This window comes from Dactylosporangium sp. NPDC050588, assembly GCF_040654975.1.
Classification (GTDB): Bacteria; Actinomycetota; Actinomycetes; order Mycobacteriales; family Micromonosporaceae; genus Dactylosporangium; species Dactylosporangium maewongense.
In genome coordinates this window covers 1-11,717 of record NZ_JBFAJA010000123.1, presented here as the reverse complement: position 1 = coordinate 11,717, position 11,717 = coordinate 1, and the positions used below count along the sequence as shown (strand labels likewise).

Here is an 11,717-nt window from a genome sequence, read left to right as displayed (position 1 = left end):
GCGGGCAGTCAATTCAGGCGCCTCGTCGTGGGACCGGGTCGACGCCGATCACGACCCCACCACTGTCCACAGTGGATACCAGCTGCTCGTGGCGACAGGCTTGCTGCTGGGCCTGCCTGCCACCTCAGCCGCGCACGTTGACCACCGGCACGGTGTCCAGCGTGATGCCGAACGTGTCGCGGTACACCGCCAGCACCTCGGCATCATCCTCCAGAACGCGCTCCGTCCGTCCACCACCGCCACCCTGATCACCATTCCCGCCGACGGGAGCGGTCGTGGTGATCAGGGTGCGCCCACTGAGCGTGACCCGACCGGTGTCCGTCACGACCGAGCAGGTCAGCTGCCGCGTGAAGTGCGACGCCGGCGACGTCCGGTGCCACCAGCTCAACGGCGTGAAGTCGCTCAGCTCGTACGGCCGCTGATCCAGCAGGTACTCCCACCCTCCGTCACCGCGGACCGCCAGGTCGGCCCCGTCGGGCAGCACCTCGAAGACGCCCGCCGGGTCGACCTGCGGACCGGTGACGTCCATCCGCAACGGGTGCTGGGCGAACCTGCCGAACCCGACGTCCACCAGATACGGCGCGTCCAGCTGCACCCGCAGCGCCATGTGATCCAACGGCACCCCGAACCGCTCACCCGTCCACACCCGGCACGAGTGCAACGTCACCTCGTACCCGAGCGACGCCAGCAACGCCGCGAACGCACCGTTGAGCTCGTAGCAGAACCCACCGCGCCGCCGGTCGACGACCTTCGCGACGAGCGCGGCGGACTCGAGCACGATCTCTTCTCCGAGGTGCACGCTCAGGTTCTCGAACGGCACCGCCATCAGGTGCGCCCGCTGCAACACCCGCAGTGCGGCCAGGTCGGCGACGGCGGGCCGTGCCACGCCGATCCTCTGCAGGTAGGAGTCCATCGCGCCAGCCTACGTCGCCGTCACGCCACCCTGATCCGCCACAGCGCGAGCGCAGCGAGCAGGAGCGCCGCCGCCACGTACAGCAGCGACTCCAGCCACTGGAAGCGCCAGTAGCGTTCACCAGGGTGATAGGCGACCTCGACATGCAGGTCCAGGGCGGCGAGGCACTGCGCCATGACGTCGAACTGCCCCGACAGGCAGCCGTTGTACCGATCGAGCCCGACCACCTTGCCGTCCGCGGTCAGCAGTCGGCTGTTCGACACGATCCAGGTGTTCGGCACGCTGAGCCCCTCGACGTCCGCGTCCTTGCCGAGGAAGCTCAGGTTCCGGATGACCTCCGCGGACATGACCTGCGACCCGTGCACCGGTGCCGCGAGGTGCGGCCGTGCCACGATCGGCATCGCGATCTGCACCGCCGCGAACAGCAGAGCCGTCAACGCCATCGCCGGCACCGTGCGCCGCAGTAACAGCCCGCACAGCGCACCCAGCACGACGCCGCAGCAGGTGTACGCGACCGGCACCAGGTTGCGCGTGCCGAACATGACCGCGTCGAACCGATCCGCGGCGACCGCGTCGTAGGGACTCGCCGCCCACGTCAACAGCAGGCTGAACACCCCGCTCACCGCCGCCGCCGCGACGCACACCACGGCCAGGCGCACGACCAGCCAACGGCGACGGGTCACACTCTGGTTCCAGACGAGCCGATGCGTGCCCGACTCCAACTCCCGGGCGACGAGCGGCGCCCCCCAGAACATGCCGAGCAACGCCGGCGTCACGACCAGCAACGCGTCCACGAGATACAACCGCCCCTCGAACCGCGACTGAAACTCCCGCAACGCCGATCCACACACATCCCCGCACGCCGCGACAGCGTCGTGATGCCCGTCGCGGATCTGCACCCCGAGCACGATCAGGTACACGGCGAGCACCGCGACCGCACCCCCCGTCACCAGCAGCTGCGCACGCAGCTGCCGCCACGCGAGCCACGTCATCGCGCACCGCCCTGCGGGTCGGTGAGCCGGAGCTGCCGCCCTGCGAGCCGCGTCTTTTGCGCACTGCCCTGCGGGTCGGTGAGCCGGAGCTGCCGCCCTGCGAGCCGCGTCATTTGGGCACCGCCCTGCAGATCAGTGAGACGGAACTGTCGCCCTGGGAGCCGCGTCATTTGCGCACTGCCCTGCGGATCGGTGAGCCGGAACTGTCGCCCTGCGAGCCGCGTCATCGCGCACCGTCCCGCAGGTAGGCAAGCACGAGCTCCTCCAGCCGCACGGGCCCCGCGGCCGACGTTCCCTCAGCTCGCCCGCCGTGGAGGCCATCACCCCCGGGCAGCGGTCCACGCACGACCGCGCCATGCACCACGTCAGCGCCCGGCGGTGGTGCCGGTGCCCTATGGTGAGCGTCCAGGAGCGCGGTGACGTCGCCCGCCAGCTGCACCCTGCCGCCCGCGAGGACGATCAGGTGGTCACAGACCCGCTCGACGTCCGACAGCAGGTGCGACGACAAGATCGCGGTCGCACCGAGCTCCGTCACCGACTCGATCAGCGTGCGCAGGAACCCCTCCCTCGCGAGCGGGTCGAGCGCCGCGACGGGCTCGTCGAGGATGAGCAGGTCAGGTCGCTTCGCGGCCGCGACGGTCAACGCCAGCTGGGCCCGCTGCCCGCCGGACAGGCGGCCGGCGCGCTGCTTCGGGTCGAGGCCGAGCGCCGCCACGCGCCGCTGCGCGAACGCGGCGTCCCAGCCCGGGTTGAGACGCGCCCCGAGACGCAGGTGCTCGGCGACGGTCAAGGTCGCATAGACAGGTGTGTCCTGGGCGACGAACCCGACCCGGTCCAGCCGCGTCCCCGGCCGAGCCCCGAGCACCTGGACGGCCCCCGACGTGGGCGCGATCAGCCCGCAGGCGAGCTGAAGCAGCGTCGACTTGCCGGCGCCGTTGGGCCCGACGAGCCCGACGATCCGCCCGGGCGGCACCCGCAGCGTGCAGTCGGCGAGGGCGGTCCGTCGCCCGTAGCGTCGCGTGAGGCCCTCGGTCTCCAGGGCCGGCGGTGGTGCTGAAGTGAACATGCGCCAATCGTCGTCACGCCCCGGCGGCGGCACATCAGTCCGAGGACGGGTCCGCAGAACCCTACTTTTGACCGGTACGGCCCGCCCGTGACACTCCTAGGCTGGGACCGTGAAGCTCGCGGGGAACATCGGTCTCGCCACCGCGCTCGCCATCGTGGTGGCCGGCACGGCGGTTGCCATCGCGGCCAGTTGGGGCGGCGCATACTTCCTGCCAGGCGCGCTCGCCGGCACGCTGGCCGGCGTCGCTGCGCTGCTGCGGCACCGTGCCAGGCTGCGGGCGGCGGTGGCCGGCCTGACGGTCGCGGCCGTGGCCGTGTCGGCCGCGCCGATCGCTGGGCTGCCCGCGGAGCCGGGGCCCGCCGTGTCCTTGGCACTCGCGGTGTTGGTGGGCTCCGTGACCCGCGTCGGGCCGTTGCGGGTCGCTGCCTGGATCGCCGCGGCGAGTCTCGCCGTCATCGCCGTGGGCGCGTTCGCCCACCCCGGCGAGTCCGGCGCGTTCGCAGTGACCATGTTCGGTGCGCTCGCGTGGGCCGCCGGCCTGCTCATCGGGGTCGGTCTGCGACTGCTCGACGCGCGCCGGCTCGCGGCCGTGGAGGCGGTCCGCCGCGACGAACGGCTCACCATCGCCCGGGAGCTGCACGACGTCGTCGCCCACTACGTCACGGGCATCGTCGTGCAGGCCCAGGCGGCACAGTTGATGGCCCGACGGGACCCGGTGAAGGCTGGGAAAACGTTCGCCGACATCGAGGCCGCCGGCGCCGAGGCGCTTACCGCGGTTCGCCGGGTGGTCGGAGTGCTCCGCGACGACGCGGGCGACGGAGCGGGCGGCTGGGACGTGTCGGCGGGGCAGGAGCGGATCGCCGACCTCGTCTGGCGGTTCGAGCGGACCGGTCCACCGGTCCACCTCGAGCTGCCGGCGGACGAGGACCAGTGGCCGGTCGAGGTGGCCGGCGCGGTCCAGCGGGTCGTGCAGGAATCACTGACCAACGTGGCCCGTCACGCCGCCCGCGCGCGCTCGGTCACCGTCGCGCTGTCCGAGTCAGACGGGACGGTGATGGTCCGCGTCGCCGACGACGGCGAGGGCGCCCCACCACCGGTCCACAGTGGATACGGAATCGTCGGCATGCGTGAGCGGGTCGAGGCTCTCGGCGGCACGCTCTCCGCGGGCCCTGCTCCCGGCGGGGGATGGCAGGTGCAGGGCACCCTCCCGCTGCCCGGCCATGCTGCGGCATCGCTGCACAGGCCGTGGTCCGCGTCATCGTCAGGGTTGGCGTCGTCTGGATCGCTGTCTGCGTCTCCACCAGGGTCGCTGTCGTCTGGATCGCCGTCCGTGTCACCGTCAGGGTCGCTGTCGTCTGGGACGTCATCCGCGTCGCCGCCAGGATTGCCATCGCCTGGAGCGCCGTCTGGGTCGCCGCCGGGCGAGCCGGCCAGTGGGTCGTCAGGGTCGTCTGGGCAGTCTGTTGAGTCGTCAGGTGTTGTGCCGCCAGGGCCGTTGGGCGAGTCGCCGTCCGGGCCGTCGGGTGGGTCGTCTGACGGGTTGTCGTCTGGGCCGTCGGGTGGGTCGTCTGACGGGTTGTCGTCTGGGCCGTCGGGTGGGTCGTCTGACGGGTTGTCGTCTGGGCCGTCGGGTGGGGCGTTGCCGGGTTCGTTGCCAGGGTCACGATGACGATTCGGGTGTTGATCGCTGACGATCAGGCGTTGATCCGGAGCGGCCTGCGGTTCATCCTTGAGGACCAGCCGGACATCGAAGTCATTGCGGAAGCCGCTGATGGGCTCACCGCGATTGACGTGGCTCGTCGGTTGCGGCCTGATGTGTCGCTTGTGGACGTTCGGATGCCTGGTGCCGATGGGCTGGAGGTGACCAGGGCGCTTGCTGGGCCGGGCGTCGCGGACCCGTTGCGGGTCATTGTGGTGACCACGTTTGACATCGACGAATACGTGTACGGGGCGCTGCGTGGTGGAGCTACCGGGTTTCTGCTGAAGGATGCCGGGCCGGCGTTGCTTGTTGAGGCGGTTCGGGCGGCGCATGCCGGTGATGCGCTCATCTCGCCGTCGGTGACGGTGCGGCTGTTGCGGCGGATGGCGGTGCCGGCGGTGACGGGCAGCGCGAAGCCGTTGACGGATCGGGAGACGGATGTGGTGCGTTCGATCGCCCGTGGGCGCACGAATCTGGAGGTCGCCAGTGAGCTGTTCATCTCGCTGAGCACCGTCAAGAGTCATGTGTCGGGCATCCAGACCAAGCTGGGCCTGCGCAACCGGGTCGAGATCGCTGCTTGGGCGTGGGAGCACGGCGTCGTCACCGGTCCAGGTTGAGGCTCAGGTTGCAGTCGTCGGGGCTCTTGAGCAGGGCGATGACGGTGTGTCGGTCGCGTTGTCGGCGGCGGGGAGCGACTCAGTGCGGGCTTGGGCGACCGGGGTGGCGGTGGATGAGTTTGGGCGACCGGGGTGGTGGTGGATGAGCTTGGACGACCGGGGTGGTGGTGGATGGGCGGGGGCGCGCGGAGCGAGTGGGAGTGGGCGTGGGGTCGGTAGGATCTGCTGCCGTGTCGACGGTGCGGCGGGCTGAGGTGCTCATCGTGCTGTCCGGGGTGCGGGACGTTGAAGGGTTTGAGCTGGAGCTTGCCGCCCGGACGCTCGCGGCGGGGTGGGGTGGTGATGTCCGGCAGTTGCTGGAGGCGACCGCCGCCATCATGGCGTTGCGGGAAAGTGCGGACGGGACCGATCCGGGCCTGCTTGCGGGGCGGTTTCCGCAGCTCGGGTACCTGCTGGCCGTCGAGCGGGCCCTCGGTGAGCGGGGTGTCGGTGTGCTGTGCCGGGAGGTGGGGCGGCCGGCGCTCGACCTGTGTGGGCGGCTGGTGATCGATCTGGCCAGGGTGGTCGGGGCGCACCCGATGGCACGGGGGTTCGCCGTCGAGTGGAGCAGTGGGCGTGGCTGGTCGACGGTGATCGAATCGCTGCCGCAGGAAGACCGGGTACATCAGGAAGATGAGGCGGGACCGGGGGCGGTGCAGCGGTGTTGGCGGTGGTTCGACGGGGTGCTGCCTGAGCCGGAAGGGGTGGCGGGACGGATCGTCCGGCACCTTGACGGGGATCTGGCGGTGCCGGGGCGGGAGGCGTGGCGGTGCAGCGGACGGCAGCTGCTCGACGGGCTCGGGGCGTATCCGGTGCCTGCGGAGACCGACAGGGTGCCGACCGTGTGCCGCAGCGATGCTGAATGGCGGCTGGAGCACTTCGGGCGGCGGTTGCTCTGGTACGAGCCGCCGCCCCTCCCGCGCGTCGGCGACGAGCTCCAGCTCCCGGGGGTGCCGGGCGAGCGGCGGACCGTGGTGGCGGTGCTGCCGCAGCGGGCCGGTGACGAGGACCTGTACTGGGTGCGGCTCGCGGGGCATGACTTCCCGATCAGCTGGGACGCTGTCTGGCGGCACCTTACTGATTGAAGTTGCACCCGTACTGAGCGTTAGTGGCGTCGTGGGTTGGAAAGGGGTACGGGAGACAACGCCGCCAACATTGGAGGTCAATGCCATGCGTGCCGCACTCTTCCGGCTCTGTGCCCTGCCCGCTGCCGTCGCGCTCGCCGCCACCGGGGCCGCGGCCCCGGCGTCCGCCGCGGGGGGACGGGTCTCCGCGCAGGACCGGGCGTTCGTCGCGGAGGCCGGGCACGGGGGCGCGTTCGAGGTCGCCGCCGGACGGATGGCCGCGCAGCAGGCGCACGACAAGGGGGTGCGCGCCTTCGGCAACCGGATGGTCGCGGACCATACGAAGGCGGGTGCGGAGCTGACCGCGCTGGGGAAGGAGCTGGGCCTGGAGGTGCCGGACGCGCCGAGCGAGGAGCAGGACGCGATCCTGACGCTGTTCGGGACCACGACCGGGCCGGTGTTCGACTGCTCGTACGCGCCGGTCGAGTACTTCGACCACGTGGCGGCGATCGGGGCGTTCGAGAAGGAGGCGGACCAGGGGCGCAACGCGAAGCTGAAGACGTTCGCGCGGAAGGCGCTGCCGCTGCTGCGCGAACACCAGACGATGATCGCCGACACGCTCGCCGACGTCCGGTGTACCGCGCCCGTGCCGCTGCCGACGCCCATCCCGATCCCCGGCGACTGAGGCCCGGATCAGAGAGCGACTGCGGCCCGGATCTGAGTGTGACTGCGGCCCGGATCTGAATGCGACTGAGGCGCGCGGATCTGAGTGTGACTGCGGCGGATCAGAGGCTGAAGTAGGCGCCGGGGGAGACGCCGAACGCCTGCCGGAACGCGGCGATGAACGCGCTCGGCGAGCGGTAGCCGACCCGTCGCGCCACCACCGCGACCGGCGTGCCGGTGGCGAGCAGGGACAGGGCCGCGCGGAGCCGGACGTTGGTGCGCCAGCGGCCGAAGCTCATCCCCGTGCCGTCGGTGAACAGTCTCGCCAGGGTCCGGGCGCTCGCGCCGGCGTGCCGGGCCCAGCCGTCGAGGTCGCGCCCGTCGGAAGGGCGGGCGACGACCGCCTCGGCGACCAGCAGCGCCCGCGGGTCGGCGGGCATCGGCACGTCGATGGTCGCGACCCCGGCCGGCTGGAGGAGATCCAGCAGCACCGCCTCGGCCCGCCGCCGCGCGGCCTCGGAGGACCGCACGGGCCCAGCGAAAGCGGAACCCGAACCCGAAGCCGGGGCGGAAGCCAAAGCCGAAGCGGCAGAGGAAGCCAAAGCGGCAGAGGAAGCCGAAGCAGCAGCGGAAGCCGAAGCGGCAGCGGGAAGCGGTGGAAACGTCGCGAGGTGCGCGGCCAGCTCTCGCAGCAACGGCGTGACCACGACGACGGTCGGGGTGTGGAAGCCGCGCGGGGCCCGGTCCACGTAGACGGCCCGGGCCACCGCCGGCCCGCCTTCCAGGGCGTGCGGCGTGCCCGCCGGGATCCACAGCGCCCGCGTCGCCGGCAGCACCCAGACCCCGCCGGGCGCGGTGACGCTGACGACGCCCTTCGCCGCCCACGTCAGCTGGTGCGTGGCGTGGCGGTGCACGGGGAACCTGGTGCCCGCCGCGAGCTGGAAGTCCCGCGCGACGATCACCGGATGGCCGGGACTCGACATCGGTTGGCAGTGTAGCGGCGGGCGGCCATCGTACCGTCGCAACCATGAACGGCATCCACAACATCCTGTGCCGCTCCGCCCGCTGGGGCAGGACCGTCGAGCGCCGGCTGCTGCCGTGGGCGCTCAACGGTGTCCCCCTGCACGGCCGGGTGCTGGAGATCGGGCCGGGGTTCGGCGCGACGACCCGCGTCCTGGCGCGTGCCTGTGCGGACCTGACCGCGGTGGAGATCGACCCGCGGCACGTGGCGCGGCTGCGGGCGACGTTCGGCAACGTCGTGCGGGGCGACGGGACGGACCTGCCGTTCCCGGACGGCAGCTTCGACACCGTGGTGTGCTTCACGATGCTGCACCACGTGCCGTCGCGCGAGCTGCAGGACCGGCTGTTTGCCGAGGCGTGCCGGGTGCTGACGGCGGGCGGTGTGTTCGCCGGCAGCGACAGCCTCGTGAGCCGTCGCTTCCGGCTGCTGCACCTCGGTGACGTCATGGTGCCCGTCGACCCCGCGACCCTCCCGGAAAGGCTGCGCCGGGCCGGTTTTCCCGACCCGGCCGTCAGCACCGGCGGCCCCTCCCTGCGATTCCGTGCCGCGAAGCACCCATGAATCCAACAGTCAGAGGCGTTGCCACAGGGCCGGCACGTTCGGGGGCTCCCAGCCGGGCTGCGCGGTGTGTCCCTGCAGGCAGCGGTACGCCACCCCGGCGTAGGTGACCTGGGCGCCGGCGGCGTACACCTGACCGGCGGCCCACGTGCCGCCGGGGGTCGACGGAGGCGTGGTGGGAGGCGTGGTCGGCGGGGTGGTCGGCGGCACGCCCGGCACGTCGAGCACGAAGTCGAACGTCGCCTCCCGGCCGCCGCTGACGGACCGGACGGTCATCAGCAGCCGCGGGTCGTAGAGGCTGTCGGTCGAGTTGCGCGGCTCGCCCGGGAAGTACAGCTGCGTGGTGAGGATCGGCTGGCCGGGCGCCTGCACCTTCACGTGGATGTGCCGCGTCCGCCCCGGGTAGAGCCCCGGCACGATCGTGGTGAGGCTGAACGCCCCCTGCCCGTTGGTGTACTGGTGCCCGCGCAGCCGGTATCCCGCGTTGTCGTACGCGCCGGCGTTGTCCGCCTGCCAGAAATCCAACAATGCGTTGGCGACGGGGCTGCACGACGTACCGAAGACGTAGCCGGACACCGTGAGCCGGGTGCCGGGCAGGCCGGTCGCGATCGCGGTCCGCTGCGGCGAGTTGGGCTTGAAGTAGGGGCCTTCCATCTGCGGCGGCGTCTCGTCGTCGCCGTCGTCGCACATCGGCGTCGGTGCCAGGCTCACCTGGTCGGTGTCCCTGGCGAGCGCGGGCACCCCCGCGAGCAGGATCGGCACCGGCGCGGCGACGAGCGCGGCGCGCAGCAGCTGCTTGCGGGTCAGAGCGGGTCCGCCCGGACGGTTCTCGTCCAGGGCGTCGTCGTGCTGGCCTGTCATTGCCGGCTCCTCGGTTCGCTGGTCGGCCCGCTCGTAACGGGCCCGACCGCGACACTAGGCAAGGCAATCGGCACCGGTCGATGGACGTAACACCGCGATCATGGTGCATTTGCGGCAGCGCACATTCTGTAAAGAACTTACCTAACCGAGCGATTCTGAACGCCCGTTTCAGGAAGCCTGTCGGATTGAAACGGATAAATCAACAAGGTGGCAGGAGCTTCGATCGGCGTGATTGACAAAACGACGGCAATCGAGCACGCTCCAACACATTCCACCAAACCCGCGCATTCGGGTGGTGGGGCACCGCCCGCCAGCGGTGAGCGTCCCGATCGAAGGAGATCCGCCATGGCCTTCGCGGCCCGAAGACTCCGTCCCCTCGCCATCGTGGCCGCGGCCTCGCTCGCCGCGACCCTCACCTACGTCGTGGCCGCACCGCCGGCGAGCGGCCACGACCACCATCAACGTCAACGGCGGCATCGTCGGCCGCACGTTCGACGGCGTCGGCGCAATCAGTGGTGGCGGCGGCAACTCCCGCCTGCTCATCGACTACCCGGAGCCGCAGCGCAGCCAGATCCTCGACTACCTGTTCAAGCCGAACTACGGCGCTTAGGTGCAGCTGCTCAAGCTGGAGATCGGCGGCGACGCCAACTCCACCGACGGCTCCGAACCGAGCCACCAGCCCGTCCGCGGCGACGTGAACTGCAACGCCGGCTACGAGTTCTGGCTCGGCGAGCAGGCCGTCGCGAGAAACCCGAACATCAAGCTCGTCGCGCTGCCGTGGGCGGCGCCGGGCTGGATCGGCGGCGGCAACTTCTGGTCCCAGGACATGATCGACTACGACATCTCGTGGTTGAACTGCGCCAAGGGCCACGGACTGGCCATCAAATACATCGGTGGTTGGAATGAGCGCGGGCACGACAGCGGCTGGTACAAGAATCTCCGCACCGCACTGAACAACGCCGGCTACCAAAGCGTGCAGATCGTCGGCGACGACAGCGGCTGGGGCATGGCCGACGAGTTCGGCGACACCGCGCTGAAGAACGCCGTCGGCGTGCTCGGCAACCACTACGTGTTCGGCTACCTGTCCCAGGCCGACTCGTGCAGCACGACCAGCAACGCCCGCGGCAGCGGCAAACCGTTGTGGGCCAGCGAGTTCGGCTCGCAGGACGACAACGACGGCGTCGTGCCCTACATCCGGACCGTCAACCGCGGCTACCTCGACGCCGAGATCTCCGGCTACCTGAACTGGCCGCTGATCGCCGCCATCACCCCGAACCTGCCCTACGCGACGGTCGGCCTCATGGACTCCGGCTCGCCGTGGTCCGGCGCGTACCGCGTCGGCCGGAGCCTGTGGGCGAACGCGCACTACGGCCAGTTGACCGCGCCGGGCTGGAAGTACCTCAACAGCGCCGCCAGCGGCTACCTCGGCGGCAACCGGGCCAACGGCAGCTACGTGTCGCTGAAGTCGCCGAACAACAGCGACTACTCCACCGTCTACGAGACCAGCGGCACGACGTCGACGCAGACCGTCAACGTGACCGTGTCCGGCGGGCTGAGCACCGGCACGGTGCGGGTGTGGTCGACCGACATGGGCTCGTCGAACCCGGCGTCGTGGTTCGTCCGGCAGGCCGACATCAACCCGGTCAACGGCTCGTACAGCCTCACCATGCAACCGAACCGGATCTACACCCTGACGACCACGTCCGGGCAGGGCAAGGGCACCGCCGCGAGCCCCGCGACGGCGCCGCTCGGCCTGCCCTACAGCGACGACTTCGACGGCTACGGCACGCGGAAGTCGCCGCGGTACTTCGAGGACATGCAGGGCTCGTTCGAGACCCGCGCCTGTGCCGCCGGCCGCGCCGGCACGTGCCTGCAGCAGGTCGCGCCGACCCGGCCGATCAACTGGCAGGACGACAGCGACGCGTTCACCCTCGCCGGCGTCCTCAAGGGACAGGAGTCCGGCCTCTGCGTCGACGTCCCGGGCGCCGGCACCACCAACGGCACCGCCGTCAACCTGTGGAACTGCAACGGCGGCACCAACCAGAGCTGGAGCCTGACGCCGTCGCGGCAGCTGCAGGTGTACGGCACCAAGTGCGTCGACGTGAATGGCGGCGGCACCGCCAACGGCACCCTCGTCCAGCTGTGGGAGTGCAACGGCAGCGCCGCGCAGGTGTGGTCGGCGCGCTGAGCACCGAGCGCGACGGCCCGCCCGGCGAGGGCGGGC

At 71.1% G+C, this 11,717-nt stretch carries 9 protein-coding genes and 3 pseudogenes; 7 read left to right on the top strand and 5 right to left on the bottom strand.

Features of this window, described 5'->3' with window-relative positions:
- Positions 1-124: 124 nt before the first annotated feature.
- The 3 genes from AB0I21_RS51875 to AB0I21_RS51865 all read right to left on the bottom strand — a co-directional run bounded on the left by AB0I21_RS51875 (position 125) and on the right by AB0I21_RS51865 (position 2,971).
- Positions 125-913, bottom strand: a complete 789-nt coding sequence (locus AB0I21_RS51875) for an arylamine N-acetyltransferase (protein ID WP_360572551.1) — start codon at positions 911-913, stop codon at positions 125-127.
- A gap of 20 nt (positions 914-933) precedes the next feature.
- Entirely contained in the window at positions 934-1,905 is a 972-nt protein-coding gene (locus AB0I21_RS51870) for an ABC transporter permease subunit (protein ID WP_360572549.1), read from the bottom strand.
- A gap of 223 nt (positions 1,906-2,128) precedes the next feature.
- On the bottom strand, positions 2,129-2,971 hold the full coding sequence (locus AB0I21_RS51865) for an ABC transporter ATP-binding protein (protein ID WP_360572548.1): 843 nt from the start codon (positions 2,969-2,971) through the stop codon (positions 2,129-2,131).
- Positions 2,972-3,479: 508 nt separating this feature from the next.
- Here AB0I21_RS51865 and AB0I21_RS51860 point away from each other — a divergent pair.
- From AB0I21_RS51860 to AB0I21_RS51845, 4 genes and pseudogenes are all read left to right on the top strand, one after another.
- A pseudogene (locus AB0I21_RS51860) lies at positions 3,480-4,175 on the top strand (sensor histidine kinase); the annotation flags it as partial.
- A 447-nt stretch (positions 4,176-4,622) separates the two neighbouring features.
- A pseudogene (locus tag AB0I21_RS51855) lies at positions 4,623-5,287 on the top strand (response regulator transcription factor).
- A 230-nt stretch (positions 5,288-5,517) separates the two neighbouring features.
- A complete protein-coding gene (locus AB0I21_RS51850; protein ID WP_360572546.1) occupies positions 5,518-6,411 on the top strand; it encodes a hypothetical protein in 894 nt (297 codons plus the stop codon).
- A gap of 85 nt (positions 6,412-6,496) precedes the next feature.
- On the top strand, positions 6,497-7,075 hold the full coding sequence (locus AB0I21_RS51845) for a DUF4142 domain-containing protein (protein ID WP_360572544.1): 579 nt from the start codon (positions 6,497-6,499) through the stop codon (positions 7,073-7,075).
- Positions 7,076-7,175: 100 nt separating this feature from the next.
- On the opposite strand, the gene AB0I21_RS51840 is transcribed toward AB0I21_RS51845, so the two are convergent.
- Positions 7,176-8,036: a helix-turn-helix transcriptional regulator gene (locus AB0I21_RS51840; protein ID WP_360572542.1), complete on the bottom strand. Its 861-nt coding sequence runs from the start codon at positions 8,034-8,036 to the stop codon at positions 7,176-7,178.
- 44 nt (positions 8,037-8,080) lie between these two features.
- On the opposite strand from AB0I21_RS51840, the gene AB0I21_RS51835 reads away from it, so the two are divergent.
- Positions 8,081-8,635, top strand: coding sequence for a class I SAM-dependent methyltransferase (locus AB0I21_RS51835; RefSeq protein WP_360572540.1), 555 nt, complete (start codon positions 8,081-8,083; stop codon positions 8,633-8,635).
- Between the two features lie 9 nt (positions 8,636-8,644).
- On the opposite strand, the gene AB0I21_RS51830 is transcribed toward AB0I21_RS51835, so the two are convergent.
- The gene (locus tag AB0I21_RS51830; RefSeq protein ID WP_360572538.1) at positions 8,645-9,493 is read right to left on the bottom strand and encodes a carbohydrate-binding protein; all 849 of its coding nucleotides are present in this window, start codon (positions 9,491-9,493) and stop codon (positions 8,645-8,647) included.
- A gap of 292 nt (positions 9,494-9,785) precedes the next feature.
- Between AB0I21_RS51830 and AB0I21_RS51825 the strand changes: the two are divergent.
- Positions 9,786-10,808 (top strand): annotated as a pseudogene (locus tag AB0I21_RS51825) (hypothetical protein); the annotation flags it as partial.
- Entirely contained in the window at positions 10,794-11,681 is an 888-nt protein-coding gene (locus tag AB0I21_RS51820; protein ID WP_360572595.1) for a ricin-type beta-trefoil lectin domain protein, read from the top strand. The pseudogene AB0I21_RS51825 and the gene AB0I21_RS51820, both read left to right, overlap by 15 nt.
- Positions 11,682-11,717: the final 36 nt, after the last annotated feature.